Below are 20,699 nucleotides of genomic sequence, written 5' to 3'. Positions count from 1 at the left end.
GTATGGTATTTGTAAATGCTCCAGGCTGATGCGCCAACTTCGTATCCAGAATGGATCTTCGGGTTGATACGTCAACCTAATGGGTAAAAAACTTGGTTGCACCTCAACCCATCATGTGCGATCACATCTGGTTGATGCGTCAACCTGGTATCTACTGTAACATGTTGTGGTTGATGCGTCAACCATGATATGATGTTTCTATGGATAAGAACGAGCTGAATGAAGAAGAAATGCGAATATGGCATATGTGGAAGGGCTCCTTCCAGACCATCTTCGGCCGCGTCATCAAGGAAATATCCGAACAGACCGGGCTATCGGAAGGTGATTATGGTGTTTTGGACCGGTTAGACCTGTTTGGGGACGGCAGCCTTCGCCAGCAGGAATTAGCCGACTCGATGGACTGGGATAAGAGCCGATTGTCACATCATTTGACGCGGATGGAGAAACGTGGACTCGTGAGGAGGAAGCCGCTGAACACGGATCGTGGCGTTCAAGTCATCATCACTCCCGCCGGCAAATCCGTGCTGGAAGATGCCCGTCCCATCGCCTCCAGGGCTATACGCAGGCATTTCTTTGATCAATTAACCGAACAAGACATCGAGTCGATTACTAGGCTGGCGGAGAAGACAAGGTCTTCCTCTGGTAAAACCCCGCCGCCCTGATCACGTTTGTTAATGTTATTCGTGAGACAGATGAGTACATCGATCAGTAAAGAACAAGGCCCATCACCCAAACGGTGAAGGGGCCTTCTACTTTCTGTAAGCCCTGACCCCTCTCTAAGGTGTCTATAGGCGAATAAACGAAAAAAGGAGTTGCCCGCGGCAGCTCCTTTTCTTATGTGCGAGAGTACTCCCATCCTCTTTAGGTGGGAATGAAACGATCGAATTTCCTTCTAGCTGGAACCGATCAGTTTTCCGCATTGCGGCTAAATTGATTCACGGCACTAAAGAGCGCTTTTACTGACGACGTCATAATATCAACGTCAATGCCGCATCCCCAATATACACTGCCGTTGGAAGCCGTGATCCCGATGTAAGACACCGCTTGGGATTTCGAGCCTATTTCCAGAGCATGTTCCGTATAGACCAGATCGGAATAATCCAGCCCAAGCTCAGTTTGCAGCGCATTGCTGATCGCATCGAGTCTGCCGTTTCCGTTGCCGGCGATTTCCTTGACTTCGTTGCCGGTACGAATCGTGACGATCGTTTGGAAGTCTTCGTTGTCCGTCATGCGGTATTTCACAAACTCGACAGGCGTTTGGATATTCACGTATTCCTTCAAGAAAATGGCGTAGATCTCCTCAGGCATCAGTTCCTTCTGCTGCTGATCCGATACGTTTTTAACGAAGTATCCGAAGTTTTCGCGCATTTTCGCCGGGAGGTCAAGTCCGTACTTCAACTGCAGCACGTAGCCGATTCCGCCTTTGCCGGACTGACTGTTGATGCGGATAATGTCGCCTTCGTATTCCCTGCCGATATCCATCGGATCAATCAGCAGATAAGGGACCGACCAATGCTGCGGATCCTTTTCCTCGCGCCATTTCATTCCCTTGGCAATGGCATCCTGATGCGAACCGGAGAACGCGGTGAATACCAGCTCGCCTCCGTATGGATGTCTTTCGCCCACTCTCATTTTGGTCAGCCGTTCGTACACGGAAGCAATCGCCGGAATGTTCTCAAAATTCAATTTCGGATCGACTCCGTGAGAGTACATGTTGAGCGCCAGCGTCACAATGTCCACGTTCCCCGTCCGTTCCCCGTTTCCGAACAATGTGCCTTCGACGCGCTGAGCTCCGGCCAGCATGCCGAGCTCGGCGTCCGCCACGCCCGTGCCTCTGTCATTATGCGGATGAACCGACAGAATGACATGTTCCCGGAAGTTCAGATGCTCGCTCATATACTCGATCTGGCTGGCGTAGACGTGAGGCATCGACATGGATACCGTAGCCGGAAGATTGATAATGACCGTATTCTCTGCGGTCGGCTGCCATACATCAAGCACACTGTTGCAGATGTCCAGCGCAAACTCGATCTCCGTGCCGGTAAAGCTCTCCGGCGAATATTGGAACTGGAAGTTCCCTTCCGTCTCCTGCGCGCACTCCTTCAGCAGCTTAGCGCCGCTCACAGCGATATCGATAATCTCTTCCTTGGATTTGCGGAATACCTGCTCCCGCTGCGCCACGGAGGTGGAGTTGTACAGATGGACGACGGCTTTTTTCGCGCCCTTCAGCGATTCGAACGTTTTGCGGATGATGTGCTCTCTCGACTGGGTCAGCACCTGGATCGTCACGTCGTCCGGGATCAAATCCTGCTCGATCAATGTGCGCAAAAAGGCAAATTCCGTTTCCGAAGCTGCAGGAAATCCGACCTCAATCTCCTTGAATCCGATTTCTACAAGCAGCTTGAAGTATTCCAGCTTCTCCTCCAGATTCATCGGAACGATCAACGCCTGATTGCCGTCACGAAGGTCAACGCTGCACCAAATCGGCGCCTCCGTAATATATTCCTTCCGGGTCCAGTTCAGGCTGGTCTCCGGCGGCATAAAATATCCTCTGTCGTATTTGTTTACATTTTTCATGGATACCCTTCCTTTCGTCGATTCCTATGCTAATCTGCCAAAGATCGGAGGCGCAAAAAAAGCCTTTCATCTCCATTACAGAGACGAAAGACTTTAACATCTTACGCGGTACCACTCCGAATTCATGCCAACGCCGGCATGCACTCTACGGATACGGTTTGCATACACAGACAAACCTGGATCCTCCTGATGATAACGGTCAGGCTCCGGCTCCACCTACTTTACTGTTTCAGCGAGCAACTCCAAGGTGAGTTCCAATTTTCTCCACGGCTGTTTCACACCGGCCAACAGCTCTCTGTTCGCTTAGAAAACCGTACTATTCCTTTTCAACGTAGTTTAATTATTAGGATTAATGCTATATCACCGACACGATGGTGTCAAGTGCAATCTACAACGTATTGTTCTTCCGTGAGGGCTTTTTTATTTGGCTAAATGCTGCGATATTTAATTTTTATGTACAAAAATAGTGGGTGCGGCGGTTTTTAACCATCATTATGGTTCGTGTTCCCTTCCAATTTATGCAGTAACCTATAATCAGGGTTTACTTCCCATGCTTCAAAGGAGGCACAAAGCATTTAGCATTCATGGCGTCTAATAATCTGGAGCGTTGCTGTGGTCTTGTGATGTATTCCCCAATATTGAATTCATCCATTTTTATATCGATCATTTCCCCATTCGTAAACCACTCAAGGCAGTAGTGAATCCCTTTTCCAAAGGCTAAATGCTGGCTTTTTCCCTCAAAATATTGAACACTTCGGGGTCATAGTACATTAATTTTGTTATCCATACTCTTTACCGAAGTCCTCCATCTTCTCAAGGATCGGCAGTAATTTATTCCCCTTGTCTGTAAGCGAATACTCTACCCGAGGAGGAACTTCTGGATAAACATCACGTTTAATGACTCCATCTTGCTCCAACTCTCTAAGCTGCTTTGTGAGAGAGCCTTGCGATAAACCGCCAAGAAATTTTTTGATGTCCGTATAGCGACGCGTTTCTCCTCTTAGATACCATAATATAAAGTATTTCCAACGTCCTGAAAGGACATATTGGGTAAAGGATATCGCGTACATATCCCTGTTTTCATCGATAAACGCTTTATCAAATCCTTCATTACAGACCCTCATTGATATCCCCCCCTGAAGGTACAAAAAGTTGTACTATGTTCATTTATATTGCCCTCTTTGCGGACCCAACGAAAAATTTTATGATAGTGTCAATGTCACCGGGACAGAACAACATTGGCCAATATTTAGTTAGTAGTCTTAATGTAATTATAGCAAAAAGGTGATTCAACTCTGAGCTTATACAGCTTAAAGGAGAGTAGGGAACACGTAAAAACATGTGAGTTCCTTATCAATACGGAGTTATTATATCAAATAAATATGGAGATGGATTACATGAATGAAACCATTTCACTGCTTCATAATCATGCATCTGTGCGATCTTTTACCAATAAATCCTTGACAGAAGAACAGCGAGAAGCAATCTTTAAAGCAGTCAGTCAAACTTCATCTTCCAGTCTTCTTCAAGCCGTTTCGATTATTCGAATCACAAATCCTGATCTGCGAAAAAAAGTGATGCAACTCAGTATGGATCAACCCTATATTGAAGAGGCAGCAGAGTTTTGGATTTTTTGTGCAGATTTCAACCGTAATCATCAAATTGCCCCAGTGGTGGATATTGAATATATTGAATTTCTGTTGGTTGGTACGTTCGACGCTGGACTAATGGCACAAAATGCCTTAACAGCAGCCGAATCCATGGGACTTGGCGGTGTATTTATCGGGGCTGTCAGAGCTAATATTAACGAATTATCTGACCTGTTGAAATTACCGAAGTATGTGATACCTTTGGTGGGATTATGCTTGGGTACCCCGGCAGGAGATAAACCTGAACTTAAGCCGCGGCTGCCTCAATCCATGGTCTTGCAAGAAAATCAATATCAACCACTGGATCAAGAGAAATTAGCCACCTATGATGAAGCCATGTTGAAGTATTATGAGAGCCGTCCGGTTATGGCTCCCTTCACAGTGAAAAAAGTAAAGGGATGGAGTGACCATATCCAAGATCATCTCCAGAGAAGTACACTCCCTCAAATGATGAACTATTTGAACAAGCAAGGATATGCGAAAAAATAAACGGTTAAGGCCGAGGTAAGTTAACTACATTAGCGCTGCAGAATAATAGGGATTTTCGCAACCGCGATTGCAAAGCGGTTGCGAAAATCCCTCTTTCAGTTCGGCATCGTTCTGCGCCAACAGCTCCGGCAAATTACAGCCGGACCTCCGACTGTGGCGGTCGTCCCTTATTAGCCCCCAAATGAACTTGGACAGTGCCGCAATGTTCGGCGATGCCTTTCTATTAACCCTCTCAAGCCTTAAAACCGGCTGTTTGAATTTTTCCGCTTTTCTGCCGGCAGGATGGCTTCGACTACGTCCCAATGCTCGGCGATCTTTCCGTTCTCCACCCGGAACAAATCGTAAAAAGCGGTAGGCTGGCCATCAAACAAACCTTCACTTACCGTAAGCACAAAATCGCCTTGGCCAATGACCTGATGGAGCTGAGTATATTGAAATTCAACATTTCTCTCCGATAGCGCCTGGAGTGCCGCATGCAGTCCCGAAAGGCCATCCCCAATATGCGGACTATGCTGGATGTAACGATCCCCGTCAAAATAGGAGTTCAGCAGCTCCGGATTTTTCCCAAACAAAATGTTCTCCACATAGCTTTGGACAAGCCCTTTGTTCGCGTCCGTCTTATCGATATCCTGAACCGTGACCGGTCCGTCAATCATCGTATGGCCGCTTGGCGTCTTCTCCACCATCTCCTGCAAATTGTCCCAATGCTCGACGATGAGTCCATGTTCAAAACGGAAAATATCAATCCCGATCTTAGGACCGAAGAATTCATATACGGAATGGAGGACCACCAAATCCCCGTCGACCAAAGCACGTTTAATGCTGACCTTCGTACCGTTTTCCTTTAAATGAGCTAGCGCACCCAGCATGGCATCACGGCCATCAGGTAATGCTTGGTTGTGCTGAATATATTTATCCGGATGAACGTAAGCCTTAATCGCTTCGGGGCTGCCGCTCTCCAAGCTTTCCAGCACAGCGGTTGCCTTAAGAACAAGCTCATTATGATCGTTGAATGTCATCGAAATATCCTCCCTTTGATATCGAAAGTTAAAATTAACGTTTGCGCTTGATGGACCGGTCCTGATCTCGCACCATTTATCGTCATCAGATAAATAATGAACACGATGTTGTTTATTTATCTTGTGCTCATTATAATAAGGAACCATAGCACCCTCAATATTCAATATTTTGTGTTTTGCCGGATAAGAGGCATTTCGCACGGATTTGTCGCTTAACGCCTTAAATTTCTTGTAGGAGAGCGAAACCCATGAACAAAAAGAAGACCGATCTAAGAATAGTACGCACGAAACAATCGATCCGAAAGGCATTTTATGAGCTGATTCAGGAAAAAGGATACGAAGCGATCACGATCCAGGATATCGCCGACCGGGCGATGATCAATCGAAACACGTTTTATCTTCACTACCAGAACAAGCCGGATTTATTAGATACATGTATGGACGAGCTGTTAAGCGAATTGCAGCAGACCGTCGTGCTTTGCCCATTTCATATGAACCCTTTCCGTCTGTCCAGACTGGAGACCGTCATGCAAGCCGTTCTGGAACACATTTCGGGGAGTATTACTTTGTACTATGCCATGTTGGTGGAGGAGAGCAGAATCTATCCGTTTCGAGCAAAAATGGAGGCGATCATAAAAGGCAAACTGGATGAGGGGTGGAGTCCTGCGCAGGGGGATTCGCCGTTAGCGGTATCTAAAGAATTGCTGCTTGAATACCTCGTATCGGCTTTCATGGGGATCGTGATTTGGTGGATCAAAAACGACCGGCCCCTGTCCGCGGCTGAGGTATCTTCCCAGTTCAGTAACATCGTGACCTATGGTCATTTGAGAGCTGCCGGCATTGCCGTCGAGGAGTAGGATCGCGAGAGCAGAGATGTGTTGTAGGCTGGCGTTCTTAAAAAGACAAAGGACAGGAGAGCATGGTCTGCCCCGCCTGTCCCGTTTATGTTTTGATTTGATTGCTTCGCGTCCTATGCCGAGCTTAATATTCCCCTTTAATGACAAAAAACGAACCCCGAATCGTTCCGGCCAGCTTGGACTTCTGCCTCGCAAACTTAAACTTCCCTTCCAGCTCTTGGGGTATCTCCATCCCTTCCGAAAGCTTGAAACCGACGGCCCGTTTCTTCGGGTCATCCACGGTATACATGACATTGAGTGCGAGACCGTCCTCATAAAAAACGTAGGCCATTTGGATACTTTCCACTTGAAAACGCGATGTTTCCAAAGGTTTGGCCGCAAACTCAATATCCCGTTCTTCTTTCAAAATCCGGTTCACATAATCTAGGGTCTCCTGGCTTTCGCTGGCGGGCACAACCGTAAATTCATGCTTGTACTTATTCATAAAGTAACGGGCTTCATTCGCGCGCAAACCGGCAAGGGCTTCAGCGACAGGTGAAGATTCTAAACCCACCGTAGATACATTTTGAAAATCAACGATATACGACATTTCCATCCCTCGTTTTCCCTTAATTTCCAGATATCTATATTTCACAAGCTGACTGACGATTTTGTTAGTCTTCTAAATATTGTTTACATAGACTGGTAGAAACAAACATCCCGTTTACATATTCAGCACTTTGCGTCAAAATCCTTCACATATCTTCATAAAATCTGTGTATTCTAGGAGAATCACTCCTAGGATAATCCACTCTCTCGTTAATCACCACGGCCTAATTTATACTGATTCCGTCATCATTACATTACAAGATTAGCGGAGGGTTTCCTATGAATCAACTTCATGACAATCATACGCATAGCGGGCAAAGAGAACCGTTAATCGATTGGAACAGAACAGCTCTGGTCGTCATCGATCTCCAAAAATGGATAGGTCAGCAGTATGCACCTTATTCCGCGGAAGCGGTCATTGCCAATGCAGCCAAGCTGACCCAGCTTTTCCGAAGTCATGGGGCTTTTGTGGCGCTCGTGCATGTATCCAGTAAAGACTTCAAAGATATGCTCAGCCCTATGCTGGATACCGCGCCTCCCAAACTAAATCTGGTCGAAGGCTGGGACGAATTTGTTCCCGAACTCGGCGTAACTGAAACGGATCATATCATCTCCAAAAAGCAATGGGGGGCCTTCCACGGGACAGATCTTGATCTTCAACTGCGCCGCCGAAACATTGATACCATCGTCATCTGCGGTATAGCATCAGGGATCGGTGTGGATACAACCGCCAGAGAAGCTTTTCAGCACGGATATGATATCATTTTCGCGATTGACGCCATGACCGGGTTCACGAAGGCTGAGCATGAGCATGTACGGGATGTTATTTTCCCGAGGATGGGGCGGATTCGCACAACGGAAGAGGTATTAAAAGGGATTTAGTTCCCTGGAGGGGTTGGCCAAAGCATCCCTGAATCCGATAGATTGCACTTTCTTCAAACCACCTGGTTAAGTCGTTAATTAGACTCGGGGACGACCGCGGCCAGGGATTTATTTTCAATAGGGGAAGAAAGTACGATGGACGTTGCAAATTTCCCGTACTTTACGATTTCGTTCTCAAACATCTCTAAATCCGGCAGTGACGCGGTAACTACCTTCAACAAGTGATTATACTCTCCCCCGCTTATCCTGTGGCACTCAATCACTTCCTGGGCGGATTGGCAGAAAGCATAAAGTGATTCGCAATTCGTTGCGCGCAGCCAAATAGCCGCCATTGTATGTTTACCTATCTTTTCTCTTGCGACGACCGCCCGATACTCTTTAATCACTCCCCTTTCCTCCATCCGCCGAACTCTCTCCGTTACAGCAGGCTGGGTTAGCCCAACCATCCTGCCTAGTTCTGTCATGGAGATCCTTGCATTGTCCTGCAAAACTAACAGGATATTCTTATCAACCTGATCCAAGTGACCCACCCCTTATATTCTATAAGCGTATGAAGCTAAATGGTTTGATTTCCTTAGCGAATGATGATAAACACCTTGGTTGACCCATGTAGCATTCCCATACTATCAAATATAATTTGTGGAGTACATTGGAATCCAAATTGAAGGAGCGAGTCTATATGGGCAAAAAATCTATTGTAATTGTTGGGGCAGGTCCCGGAGTGAGTTCTGGCGTAGCTAAAATATTCGGTTTGAAAGGGTTCAAAGTTATTCTTGTGGCCAGGAATGAAAAATCGCTGGGCGAGCTTGTAAAGAGCCTGGAGGCCCAGGGCATAGAGGCATATGGAACAACAGCGAATGCTGCGGATGCGGACTCTCTTCAAACCGCGTTCCAGCAGATCAAAAGAAATCATGGAATCCCGGAGGTACTTGTCTATAATGCAGCTGTTATTAAACTGGGGACTGCATCGAAACTAACGGAGGCCGAGTTGTTGGACGATCTTAATGTCAATGTGGTCGGGGCTCTAAGCAGTGCTTTACAAGTTATTCCCGACTTCATTGAACGGAAGAGTGGAACGATCTTGTTCACAGGCGGTGGATTTGCCCTAACTCCTGCTTATGAATTAGCTTCTTTGTCTGTCGGAAAAGCCGCTCTACGCAGCTTAGCCTATACATTAGGAGAAGAATTGAAGCCTCATGGCATTCATGTGGGCACCATCACCATTGCTGGTACAGTTGCGGTGAACACAAATTTCGACCCTGATCGAATCGCCCAAACGTATTGGGATATGTATGAAAAGCAGAACGAACGTGAACTTATCTATCAGTGAGTACTCCATTAGCGGTCATTTTCGCCTTACTTAGGGTACGGATCACCCGGCTGTCTGTAACCGCAAGCTTAAAGGCCATCCTGTAAAGGATGGCCCTTCCTATACCTATAGCCACTCGATTCAACTATGGTGCCCAAAACAGCTTCTAGATCAAGCTTTTAATGTCCCGCTTGTACCTCATCTCGGTCTATAGCTTCTGGAGGTTGCTCCAACCAGCCATGGTCAATCATAATATTGGCACCATCTTCTACATATAACGATACTTGCAACTGACATTTTGCAAATAAGGCGGCAACATCTTTTCTTGCACTAAGTGAGGCACCATTGGCGTATTCCCGGATCTTCATGGCAAACATATCGATTTTATGATAAACCATCAGTTTGTCTGAGAAAGGAGACTCCGTTGATGGTCTGACCAGATGATCAATGAGCGAAGGAGATGGCAAACCGTCTTTGGACAATTTATCCGACATCTGATCAATATGTTTTTGGTTAAGGTTCTTTCCGCGTTCTAAATATTGTCTGACTTTTTCACTTTTTGCCACCTGAACAAAGCCAGTAATAATGGCTTTACTTGTGATGTCGTTGTTCATGTTTCCGTATAAATGGGCGATTTCCAAGCCTTGCAGCGGTCTCCCGTTTCCAAAAAATACATTTAAGAAACTCTGTTTGGTAATAAAATCAACTCCTTCGGGAGGAGGAATGACGGGTGGATTTATTGATGCATTTTTGGAAAGCAAAACATCATTGACCCGAACCATTAATTGGCTCGTATCATGAAGGGTCTTGACAAAAAAATCCCGGATATCTTTCCTCGTTACTAAAGGTATAGCCACGCTATAAATACTCATCCCAGCTTTGCCCAGATACTGTAAGTAATGAAGATAAAAGTCATCTTCATACAGTCGGGGTGCTTCCAGATTTACGTCGTCCTTCGTAAACCCGACCGGTATGGGAAAAGCCGCTTGTTTAAAAATGGCTTCGATATCCTGTATATAATCTTCACATAACCCCTGGGCAAATTGTAAAATTTTTTTAATTTCTTTATCGTTCACATGCTGGAGATAATAACTAAGCACGCATTTCCCCATCGTATTTCCAACATACGTTGCCCAAAGTTTTCCCATCTCCGCTGCCGTTAATTGTGATTGATCTGTTTTCACAAAACTCATTCCTTTTATGGTCTATTGGGAACCCATGCCTAGGATATCCAGTGACCAGCTTCGAAATACACTAGAAGCGCACCTTAAATTAATCACATCTCCCTCCTGCAAAGTCCTCCCACGGATACGGAAGAGGGACAAGTTGTCCAAAGGCTAACAAATTCTATAAAACATTTACCGTTACTTATGGTACGGATTCAGTTTAACGGGTTTATCGGCGGAAAAATGAGAAAGGGGCTGGCACGCCAGCCCCTTTCTTCCTCGGGTAGTATATTTTATCCCGATGTGTTGCTTTATATCTCAGCATCTTGGCGATTTAGAAATTGCCGAATCGATATATCTGTGCTTAGCCCAATGGCACGGCTATAAGCCAAGTGAGCATCTTCCTTCCGCTGCATCCGTTTGTATAAATGACCGGCAAGTGCCCAATAGGGCTGATAGCTTACCACTTCTGTAGATGGAATGGCTTCTAGAAGCGCAATGCCGCATTCCGATCCATAAGCCTCCGCCACTGCAGCGGCTCGGCCGACTAATGCGCCTAGGGTAGGAGATATACGAATGAGGCCCTCGTATAATTGAGCAATCGCCTCCCACTCTGTTTGCCCAGTCCATAAACGCTGTGCATGCACGGATTGGATCGCGGCCATGAGTTGAAAGCGTCCGATTTCACCGGCTTGCGAGGCGATATGCAGATAACGCTCCGCCTCAAAGATCAGGCTTTGTTCCCATCGGGCACAGTCCTGCTGCGAGAGGGGAATATAGTTCCCCTCTTCATCATGCCGAGCCCCAGCTCGTGCTTCACAGTGCAGCATAAGCGCCAACAGGCCATTAACCTCCGGCTCGCGGGGGTTGAACTGGAGAAGCAGCCTTCCTAGATAGATCGATTCCTCTGCCAATCTCCTGTGAGGCGAATCGGCACTGGCTGCTTCGTCCCACCCACTCCCGTATGCAGCGTAAATAGCCTCCAGGACGGAATCGAGACGATTCGGAATTTCTTCAGCATCGGGCAATTCAAATGTGATGCGTTCGGTACGAATTTTGGCCTTTACCCGCGTCAGACGCTGGCTCATGGTGGAGGGCTTGACGATGAATGCAGATGCAATTCGGGCTGCATCGATTCCAAGCACCGTCTGCAGCATCAGCGGTGTACGCATCGCAGGGTCAATGGCCGGATGAGTACAAAGAAACATCATCCGCAGTCGTTCGTCCGGAAAACCAGTGTTTGACGATGCGAGCCGCTGTGTATCCTCTGACATGGCAATGAGTGTCGGCAGCGCACTTTCGGAAACGCGGGTACGGCGTGCACGGTCGATAAGCCGCCTACGGGCGGCGGTAACCAGCCATGCCTCAGGCTTATCCGGAATGCCGATCTTCGGCCAAGTTTCTAACGCAGCGAGAAAAGCGTCTCCGATCGCATCCTCAACTGCCTTCAGGTCCCGCCAATTTACAGCTAAATAGGAGAGTAATCGGCCGTAAGCGTTACGAGCTGTTTGTTCAATAACTTGATGAGCTTCCATAGAAATGATTACTTCAGCGCGGGAAGGTTCTCTCTGATCTCCACCGTATCGACAGGCCCTCGAGCAGCCCACTCTAATGCAGTATCCAAATCCGGAACATCAATCACGAATATTCCGCCGAGCTGCTCTTTCGTCTCGGGAAACGGTCCGTCCTGAACCTCCATTTCACCGCCGCGCCGTTTCATCGTTGCAGCTGTCTCTGGAGCATGAAGCCCCGAACCAAACACCACGATTCCAGACTGTCGTAAAGCATGCACGTAATGCGTCCAGCCTGCCAGGTATTCTTGTTGCCGGGCTGGATCCATTCTAGCCGCAAAATCCTCCTGGCTCTCGTAAAACATTAGGGTGTAACTCATACAAAAACTCCTCCCTGTAAAACCGTATTGGAATTGGGTTGCACTATAATGTCGTGTGGGCTGCTCCAATTTCTACATTACAAGAAAAATATTCATATAAAAAGCCGGCGTCATTTGGAATGCGCTCACGGAAAACCGAGCGAAACCCCAAAGCCCCACAAAAAGTGCGCAGTGAATACAAAAGCCCTTAAATGTAAGCCATATATACTTGCTAATTTTGACATATAAAGTGAGCGAATGTTAGATTCTAAATAGATTGAAATAAAGTCTGCGCTGAACATCCTGTTATAACGGCTCAATACGGCCTATTTCATTCATTTCTATTTCATTCTATATTTTTAAGAATTCTTTAATTTAGGTGGGCTTATGAGAAAAAAACTACAAATTTACATATCGTCTACTTACTATGATCTAATTGAGGAAAGACATACCGCTGTGGAAGCCATACTTCAAGCCGGTCATATCCCTGCTGGAATCGAGCAATTTTTCAAGGAAAGCCCAATGAACATTAGGAAGAGATGGATCGATGAGTCCGATGTATATATCCTGATTCTCGGAGGATTCTATGGTTTGACGCTTCCTGATGAATCCAAAAGCTATACGCATTGGGAGTATGAGTATGCCGGAGAAGCGGGCAAACCCAGATTTGCTTTTGTTGTCACAGAAGAAGCATTGAGACAACAGCCATACGACTTTACAGCGATTGAATACTATCAGGAGTTTCAAGAGTTTAAGCAAACGGTCATGGAACAAGTCCCGATCTATTATGTGGAAGATGTACGGCACATTAAAATGGTACTTCGTGATCAATTGCCGTTGTATGCCGCAAGAGACGATTTACATGGCTGGGTTTCCGGCAAAGATGTCCCGGATGTTCAAAAGCTGTTGGAAGAGAATGCAAGACTAAAGGCGGAGTTGGAGAAGAGGTAATGAAAGAGGGGTTGGCACCGTCAGCCCCGAATGCTAAAAAATCGCGTCCTCCAAAGGGAGAACGCGATATCAACCAGCTTGACTCCGTATTTCAACATCGTCATTTAATCTTTCGCGCAACCACCGCTAGCCGGCCGTTTTCGGTTGAGTACTCGCAAGTGGACAGTACAACAAGCTTGTCGCCATACCGGGCAGTTACGCCCGTATCATAAAGAGCAAGTTTCTTGATGTTCTGTACATACAAATCAAACGCGGCGGGCGTACTTATATTTTCAATCTGGTAGTATTTAAAAACTTCGTCCGATTTGCGATAAACTTGAGACAGAATGACGGCTACAATTTCGTACTTTTCCTTTTCAAAAAGCGTGCTGAACTGGAACGTAGCGTGCTCTTTGTAAAAATTTTCGTTTTTGTACTTCATTAAATCTTTAAACATCCAGCCGCTTTTCATGTGATGTCCATGAATCAGCAAAATGCCCGAACCATTGGCCCGGCTATGAGCATCCAAGAAAGGGAGGCCGCCTTTGTTTTCCTTCTTATCGAAATCATGATTGAGATAGTACTCCGCATCCTGTGGATTCTGCATGACCGGGTACTCAATTCGGGTGCCGTCAATCTTCAGCCAGCCGACGATATCCGGATTCCTCTCGTAAAGCTCTCGAAATTCGGGAAGCATGACCGGCTTACCCGCCTTATTGGACAAAAGGGAGGGGATTGCATCCCCTCCGCCTTTGCCAGACCCATCCTCCCTAACTTTTGTCAGCTCTTTAATTTCCTGCTGTTCAGCGTAATCTCGAAGGAGAGTCTTCGCAATACTGAAGAGAGAAAATACGAACACAAGGAGGGAAACGGCGATAAGAAACTTTTTAGTTTTACTCATTTTCTTACCGCCTTTCCGGTCACTGAATGTGCTTTTTCTTCTTGTTACCGATTAGGCAGAACCCGATCGTCATCAAGGACATCAGCGCTAAAGCCATATAAAGGATAGGCGATACGCTGTTGTCTCCGGTTTTCGGAGCATCGTCCAGTTCGTTGTCGACGTTGCCGGTTCCGTTGTTGCCGTTGTCGGTTCCGCCGTTGCCGTTATCGGTTCCGTTGTTACCGTTATCGGTTCCGCCGTTACCGTTGTCGGTTCCACTGTTGCCGTTGTTGGTTCCGCCGTTACCGTTGTCGGTTCCACTGTTGCCGTTATCGGTTCCACTGTTACCGTTACCGGTTCCACTGTTGCCGTTACCGGTTCCGTTGTTACCGTTATCGGCTCCGCCGTTGCCGTTGTCGGTTCCACTGTTACCGTTGTTGGTTCCACTGTTGCCGTTATCGGTTCCACTGTTGCCGTTATCGGTTCCACTGTTACCGTTATCGGTTCCACCGTTGCCGTTACCGGTTCCGTTGTTGCCGTTACCGGCTCCGCCGTTGCCGTTGTTGGTTCCACTGTTGCCGTTGTTGGTTCCGCCGTTACCGTTACCGGCTCCGTTGTTGCCGTTATCGGTTCCCCCGTTGCCGTTGCCGCCCCCACCGTTACCGTTGTCGGAGCCACCACCGGAACGGATCGGCTTCATTGGCACGTCGTATTTGATAATGTCATAATCGACAGAAATCGTATCGCTCCGATGCGTCTCATATCCGTCCTTCGTTACGATCAGATAGTAATCCGCGTCAGGAAACACCATGTATGCATAGAAGCCATTTGCGTCGCTATCTTGCTCGGGGCTCTTGTTGTTGTGCGGCGGGAAGTTCGGAACCGGAGGAAGCGTTACTTTCGTATCCGGAATGTGCCCGTTATCTCTATTCCGCTGCGTATCCGCATAATACAGAGTAACTTTGGCTCCATCAATTTTCTTGCCGGTGATAGCGTCTCCTGTCGTTTCATCATAAACCGTACCGTAAGGATCGACCAATTCCTCGGAAATATTCAGCTCTCCGTTTGCTTTCACGTCCAGCTGCGTCACCTTGAAGAGCAATTCCTGACCGTCCTCAGCTTCATAGCGAACTTCCATGGTGTACTTCTGCTCGGTTAGCCCTTCCACGGAGAAAGTGCCGTTTGAAGCCATCGGAAACGCCTTGGGACGACCGTTCTCTTGAATATAATTGCCGTCCTTGTCCTTCAAATAGATATGCATCTGGCTGGTAAAAGAATCGTTGAATAGCTCTTTTGTTCCATCCAGCTGCTTGAACAGCACGATCCCTACTGCCGTAATGTCGGCCGGAACGGTCTCGTCTCTCACACTGCCGTCTACATTTGCTTTTTGCGTGAACTCGACAGGGACATCCTTCCCGCCTACATGATACAGCTTCGTATAAGTGATCGTATATTCGGTATCGGCTGCGGCCGGAATCGAATATTCACCCTTCTCATTCGTCCGAATCTTTTGCTGTTCATCGGTCTTCTTGTTCGTCACGATGATTTCCGCGTTCGGAATGACTTCGCCTGTGTTGTTGTCACGCAGCACGCCTTCCAGATATGGGCGGGTATTTACAAAGTATGCTTTGGCCGATGTTTTTTCCGGAATGGTTCCTGTGCGAACGAAACCTTCAGGATCCGTCACATAGCCGTCTTCCGAATAATCAGTCTGGGTCACCGTATACTCGAGACCCGTCGGAAGTTCATGCACAACGAGCGTCTGGCCATCCGTAAGATCGAAGGTGTAATCACCCTTAATCATGACCGTAGTGCCATCCGGCTTCTCATAGGCGTAGGATTCGTCCGATCCCTTTCCTGTGAAGGTGATCGTGTACTTGAACAGCTTCTTCTTGTCGTCGTCTTTGCCTTTAACCGTGTTGCTGATGACCAGGTCGCCCTTTATGACTCGCACGTTCGTGTACGGGGCATTTTCATCTTGGCCCTTCATGACTCCGGTATAGTTTCGTTCCTCAGGAGTAGTCACGTAATCATCGGTTGTGTAGTCCTTCTGAGTAACTGTGTATTTTAGATCTTTAGGCAGACCCACCATTTCCAGGGTCTCTCCATCCTTGAGCGTGAAGGATTCGCCAGACTTGATCGTACCTGTACTGCCATCCGATTTCTCGTAAGAGTAGCTTCCGTCCTTGCCTGCACCCTCAAAGCTGACGGTGTACTCGAACGCCTTCGTCTTGTCGCCGCCGTTGCCCATGACCGTATTGCTGATCGTCAGCTTGTTGACGGTTCGCTCATTGATAAAGTCCGCCTTGTGGTCGCCTTTATTCACGATTGTGTCAGACCATTCTCGCGACTCCGGCTTAGTCGTGTAACCGTCAACGGTCGTATAATCGCCCTCGATAACGGTATAAACCAGACCTGCAGGCAATGCCGGCAGCGTCATAGTTTGCCCGTGCTTAAGGGTAATCTTGCCACCGCTTTTGATCATGCCAGTCGTATTATCTGACTTTTTATAGAAGTACTCTCCGCCCTTACCCTCACCGTTGAAGGTTACGGTGTACTCGAACTCTTTGTTAGGGTCGCTTCCGTTGCCTTCCACCTTATTGGTGATGGTCAGCTTGCCCTGGGCGGGTGTTGGGACAATTAGCGGATTGTTCGAATCCACCTTCTGTCCGTCTACGAGGACAGGCTTGCCCGGCGCATCAATGACACGCACCCGGTAGACCGTAGTCGTAGGCAAGTAAGTGAGGGGATCAATATACGTCTGCTTGAGCAAATAATCCCCCGGCAATTGAATAATAAAACTCGCCTTGCCGTCCGTGCCCGTCGTCTTCTCCGCCATTACAATGCCGTCTTTATCCTTGGCCGGCGTGCCGTCAGGATTGAACAACTGGAACTTGACGTCCTTCAGCGGCGTTGTGCCATCGGGACCTACCTTCTTGAGGTAGAGCAGGCCGTTCTCATTCGAGCTTCCCGCCACGTCGTTCGAGTCCAGCGTAATGCTGCTCTGCGCTCCGATCGGCGGAAGGGTATCGTCGCCTATCAGCCTGATGGAGTTCCCGGCTGTTCCCGCCTGCATGCCCTGGGATTCGGTCTGGTATACGATCTGATAGAACTTGTTCGGGTCGGTAAAATCAAATCTAAGCGTCGATCCCCCGGTTGCCGGGTCTGTGCCCGCGGTGACCTTCACCTCGGAGTTCGGATCCGCGAGATTCAGCGGCCCACCATCATGCTCCAGAGTGCCGTCCGGCTTCAACTTGCCGGGATAGACAGCGATGTCAGAAGGTTCGAGAGACAGGCTGCCATCTGCATTTGTGCGTAGCTTCAGTCCCTTGGCAAGGGTATCCAGCAAATAGACGCCCTGCTTCATCTCGAACGGTGGCGTATAGTTCACCGTCCATTCCTGTACACCGGCAACAGGCTTTTTCACTGTCTTGCTTAGAGACTGCATAGGCACAAGGATCCTGTGAGTTTCGATGGCACTATAGGGCTTGCTTCCCCATTTCATGGAGAACTCAGCCTTATTCTCACCGGCATTATTGATGCCTATGTGGTACTTCGTAAGCGCGGAATTTGTCGGGCGCGCCTTCACAAGAATGACGTAAGGGCTCTCCAGCTTGGAGAAAGTGAATGTGCCTACATTGCCGTTCTTGTCGAAGCTTACCACATGCTTGGGATCGTTCGGCTGAATTTTGCTCCCTATTGCTTGTGCGTATAGGCCAAAACCACCTCCACTTGATCCTCCATTTTCAGCGTTTCCATGATAGCCTGTAGCACCAGTATAAAGTCGATAGTCTTCGCCCGGAGCATAATCAACAAACTCCCAGCCTTCAGGCAGCGTATCCACCAGCTTGATGTCGCTGGCTACGCGGTCTCCACCATCCTTGGCCATCACATCCGTATTGAATCCCGGCATGTTCACCGCCAGCCGGAAAGTGACTGTTCGATCCTTGCGATCATAGCCTGCCAGGATGTATTTATCATCACGGGAGTTGTCAATATAATAGTTCTGATCATTGACGACAATTGGCCGAGTCCATGTGCTGGCGCTCCAGTTGCCATAATCTCGGTTCCAATTGGCGGCTATGTTTCCTAGCGAGTTACCTTTCTCATCGATTGTACTCGCATACAACATCTCATTGTTCAGCATCCGCACTCTGTTCTTGGTGGTGGCGTCATAGCTCCCCACATAGCTGTCACCATCGAAGAGCAAGCCGCGGTTGCTCCAATCGCTCCATTTGCCTCCAATATCTTGACGGAACAGGTTGTCCGGGTTGGTCGTGACGGATTCGAATGAAACATCTCCCTTCACATCTCCTTTAAACCCGGTCACCTTGATAAGATCCGCTACCGGCTTGCCTTCCACCGTCAATGGGATCACATCTCCGTCCAGCCCGCTACTCACAGTCAGCGTTTTGTCGCGGTATTTTTGCCAGAGCTGCTTGTCATCAATCCCGCTCTTGATTGCATTCAGAGTCTCTGCCGTTACCTCAGGACTATAATCCAGATTATCCAGTACATCGAGGGACCCACCATGAACCAGCAGATCATAGACGACTGGAGCGTCCAGATCATACTGCAGTGTCAAGTTGATCGTCCACTTGGCGCCTGCATATAGCGTTTGGGCGGTGTTATTTCTTGCTGCAACGGTTTTCGTGAAGGCATGTGCGCCGATTTTCACCTGCGCAGCGTCCACAACAGCAGCGGGGGCAGTCCAGTCAGTCGCATCGTTATTTTGAATGGGATTTCCTTCATCCTTCACATCCAATTCCCAATTGGCGCGGGCACTATAGTCGAAGGTTGACTTGCTGCTGTCTGTCACCTTAGTCACAACCGTCATGTAGAGGGAGCCGTTCAGATTCCCGCCGATGGCGGTTCCGATGTCGTATTCCCCTGCGGCGTTGCGGGTAATGGGGGTATCCGTACCGCTGTCCCCATTCTTATAGGACGCGGACACTAACTCCGTCCCGGCGGGCAGAGTGTCTGTGATCTTAACGTTCTGCAAGCCGGTTCTGAATAGTACGCCGTTATTGTTAATCCTCTTGTTGACTTCGATCGTCCATGTGATGAGCGTATCGCTTCCACTCTTGCTGGGCTTGCCGCTCACCGTAATCCAGTTGGGGCGTACGGCAACCCGATAGAGATTGGATGAAGCCTTCTCATCGGCGGCATCCCCCAGAAGCTTTGCGGTATTTTCAATGCGGTACCATCCATACGAGTCAAAATTGCCGTTCTTCTCATAGTAATATACACTTTTAGGAATCCACGTTTTGAAGGTGATCGTCGCCGTGCTCTTGACGTTCCCTTCAGTGGATGCGTCTGGGAACTTGTAGGAAAGCGTGCCATCAGCATAAGCAGGATCTGCCGCAATTCCATCCACCTTGAAGGACTCGGGCATGTATATGCCGATGCTCGCAAGCGCATCTGAGAAGGTCAGCCCATCCAATGGTATGGGTATCGTCTTATCGTCCGCGTCGGTGGCCGTCACTACCGCTTGCCATGTAATAGCGCCCTCTAGAAAAGAAGTGTTGTTAATTCCGGTGTTATCGCCGCCGAGACTTGATGAGCTGCTTAAAGTAATGGTATATTCCGGCACCAGATCAGAGTTTTTAAACTTATAGCCATCTCCGAAAAGGGTCGTATCCCCGCCATCGCCGGGAGTCTGATTTGCCGCCTTGGCAACAGCGGAGAAGCCGATTTTGACTTCGCGTCTACTGCCGTCATATACTCCTGCGCCATCAAACGTAATTTTGATGGAATCGGCAAAAAACTGAACGGTAGCAATTTTCAGGCTGCCCTCGTTGATTGCCATAGGACCTGCAGGCGTCAAATTCACATCAGGGAAGTAGGTCGCCTTATCCAGGACGGCATAATCCCCCTGTTGAATCACGCTTTCGGGCGGAGCATTGACATTGTCGCCCTTGGTCGGCACGGCGATACTATCCAACTGAAGGGTGAAGTTCTCCCGGCCGTTAATCTCGCCCCCCGCCGGAATCACGGCCGCAGGGTCGCCCTGCTTTACTGTGAGGCTGAACTTCGAGTTGGCGTTCACCAGTACAGCCGTTTTGTCCGTCGGGTCTGCCGTCATTTCTTCCAATGTAGAAACGGGCTGTGTATCGTCCGCCACCTCAGGTGTCGTCGGCGGTTGTTCCGTCGACGGTTCGTTTGACGCGTCGTCCACCGCTCCAGGTGTCGCAGGCGGTTGTTCTGTCGACGGTTCGTTTGGCGTGTCGTCCACCGCCCCAGGTGTCGCCGACGGTTGTTCCGTTGACGATTCGCCTGGCAATTCGTTAACCGTCTCAGATACCGACGATGATTCGGTTACCAGTTGGCCTGATTCGCCATCCGCAAATGCGGCAGCCGAGAAAGCCACCGTCTGCAGGACTAGCATAATTGCCAAGCATAAAGAGAGTATTGCTTTACCTATGCTGCGTTTTCGTTTCAAGACACTTTTGTCCTCCATTCCCGAAACTACTGAAATTTTTG

Annotated in this window: 16 protein-coding genes and 1 other annotated feature; of the genes, 6 read left to right on the top strand and 10 right to left on the bottom strand. The window is 48.3% G+C overall.

Features of this window, described 5'->3' with window-relative positions; all coding sequences use genetic code 11:
- Positions 1-200: 200 nt before the first annotated feature.
- Entirely contained in the window at positions 201-662 is a 462-nt protein-coding gene (locus tag BCV73_RS29665; RefSeq protein WP_076172369.1) for a MarR family winged helix-turn-helix transcriptional regulator, read from the top strand.
- Between the two features lie 244 nt (positions 663-906).
- Here the strand turns inward: BCV73_RS29665 and leuA are convergent, their stop codons facing one another.
- A complete protein-coding gene (gene leuA, locus BCV73_RS29660; protein ID WP_089549516.1) occupies positions 907-2,577 on the bottom strand; it encodes a 2-isopropylmalate synthase in 1,671 nt (556 codons plus the stop codon).
- A 76-nt stretch (positions 2,578-2,653) separates the two neighbouring features.
- Positions 2,654-2,916: a binding site (T-box leader), on the bottom strand.
- 440 nt (positions 2,917-3,356) lie between these two features.
- The gene (locus tag BCV73_RS29655) at positions 3,357-3,701 is read right to left on the bottom strand and encodes a winged helix-turn-helix transcriptional regulator (RefSeq protein ID WP_089549515.1); all 345 of its coding nucleotides are present in this window, start codon (positions 3,699-3,701) and stop codon (positions 3,357-3,359) included.
- Between the two features lie 273 nt (positions 3,702-3,974).
- On the opposite strand from BCV73_RS29655, the gene nfsA reads away from it, so the two are divergent.
- On the top strand, positions 3,975-4,715 hold the full coding sequence (gene nfsA / locus BCV73_RS29650; RefSeq protein ID WP_089549514.1) for an oxygen-insensitive NADPH nitroreductase: 741 nt from the start codon (positions 3,975-3,977) through the stop codon (positions 4,713-4,715).
- 239 nt (positions 4,716-4,954) lie between these two features.
- On the opposite strand, the gene BCV73_RS29645 is transcribed toward nfsA, so the two are convergent.
- Positions 4,955-5,734 (bottom strand): nuclear transport factor 2 family protein, encoded by a 780-nt coding sequence (locus BCV73_RS29645; protein WP_089549513.1) that lies wholly within the window; start codon positions 5,732-5,734, stop codon positions 4,955-4,957.
- 248 nt (positions 5,735-5,982) lie between these two features.
- Between BCV73_RS29645 and BCV73_RS29640 the strand changes: the two genes are divergently transcribed.
- Positions 5,983-6,591 (top strand): TetR/AcrR family transcriptional regulator, encoded by a 609-nt coding sequence (locus BCV73_RS29640; RefSeq protein ID WP_076172379.1) that lies wholly within the window; start codon positions 5,983-5,985, stop codon positions 6,589-6,591.
- 124 nt (positions 6,592-6,715) lie between these two features.
- On the opposite strand, the gene BCV73_RS29635 is transcribed toward BCV73_RS29640, so the two are convergent.
- Entirely contained in the window at positions 6,716-7,180 is a 465-nt protein-coding gene (locus BCV73_RS29635; RefSeq protein ID WP_089550456.1) for a phage tail protein, read from the bottom strand.
- Between the two features lie 278 nt (positions 7,181-7,458).
- Here BCV73_RS29635 and BCV73_RS29630 point away from each other — a divergent pair, with 278 nt between their 5' ends.
- A complete protein-coding gene (locus BCV73_RS29630) occupies positions 7,459-8,061 on the top strand; it encodes an isochorismatase family protein (RefSeq protein ID WP_089549512.1) in 603 nt (200 codons plus the stop codon).
- A gap of 74 nt (positions 8,062-8,135) precedes the next feature.
- On the opposite strand, the gene BCV73_RS29625 is transcribed toward BCV73_RS29630, so the two are convergent.
- Positions 8,136-8,582, bottom strand: coding sequence for an Lrp/AsnC family transcriptional regulator (locus tag BCV73_RS29625; RefSeq protein ID WP_089549511.1), 447 nt, complete (start codon positions 8,580-8,582; stop codon positions 8,136-8,138).
- 158 nt (positions 8,583-8,740) lie between these two features.
- On the opposite strand from BCV73_RS29625, the gene BCV73_RS29620 reads away from it, so the two are divergent.
- A complete protein-coding gene (locus tag BCV73_RS29620; protein ID WP_089549510.1) occupies positions 8,741-9,391 on the top strand; it encodes an SDR family NAD(P)-dependent oxidoreductase in 651 nt (216 codons plus the stop codon).
- Positions 9,392-9,549: 158 nt separating this feature from the next.
- Here the strand turns inward: BCV73_RS29620 and BCV73_RS29615 are convergent, their stop codons facing one another.
- The 3 genes from BCV73_RS29615 to BCV73_RS29605 form a co-directional block, all read right to left on the bottom strand.
- Positions 9,550-10,563 (bottom strand): DUF3231 family protein, encoded by a 1,014-nt coding sequence (locus BCV73_RS29615; RefSeq protein WP_076172388.1) that lies wholly within the window; start codon positions 10,561-10,563, stop codon positions 9,550-9,552.
- A gap of 284 nt (positions 10,564-10,847) precedes the next feature.
- Positions 10,848-12,071: an RNA polymerase sigma factor gene (locus tag BCV73_RS29610; RefSeq protein WP_089549509.1), complete on the bottom strand. Its 1,224-nt coding sequence runs from the start codon at positions 12,069-12,071 to the stop codon at positions 10,848-10,850.
- Positions 12,072-12,079: 8 nt separating this feature from the next.
- A complete protein-coding gene (locus BCV73_RS29605) occupies positions 12,080-12,427 on the bottom strand; it encodes a YciI family protein (protein ID WP_089549508.1) in 348 nt (115 codons plus the stop codon).
- 366 nt (positions 12,428-12,793) lie between these two features.
- Here BCV73_RS29605 and BCV73_RS29600 point away from each other — a divergent pair, with 366 nt between their 5' ends.
- Positions 12,794-13,357, top strand: coding sequence for a DUF4062 domain-containing protein (locus tag BCV73_RS29600; RefSeq protein WP_089549507.1), 564 nt, complete (start codon positions 12,794-12,796; stop codon positions 13,355-13,357).
- 100 nt (positions 13,358-13,457) lie between these two features.
- Here the strand turns inward: BCV73_RS29600 and BCV73_RS29595 are convergent, their stop codons facing one another.
- On the bottom strand, positions 13,458-14,237 hold the full coding sequence (locus tag BCV73_RS29595; RefSeq protein WP_089549506.1) for a class B sortase: 780 nt from the start codon (positions 14,235-14,237) through the stop codon (positions 13,458-13,460).
- A gap of 19 nt (positions 14,238-14,256) precedes the next feature.
- A complete protein-coding gene (locus tag BCV73_RS29590; protein ID WP_143811942.1) occupies positions 14,257-20,604 on the bottom strand; it encodes a DUF7601 domain-containing protein in 6,348 nt (2,115 codons plus the stop codon).
- Between the last annotated feature and the right edge of the window lie 95 nt (positions 20,605-20,699).

Origin of the sequence: Paenibacillus sp. SSG-1, from assembly GCF_002224835.1 — a bacterium.
Lineage (GTDB): Bacteria > Bacillota > Bacilli > Paenibacillales > Paenibacillaceae > Paenibacillus_AQ > Paenibacillus_AQ favisporus.
Note: the sequence above shows the minus strand (reverse complement) of the source record. Positions and strands in the feature narration are given on the sequence as shown.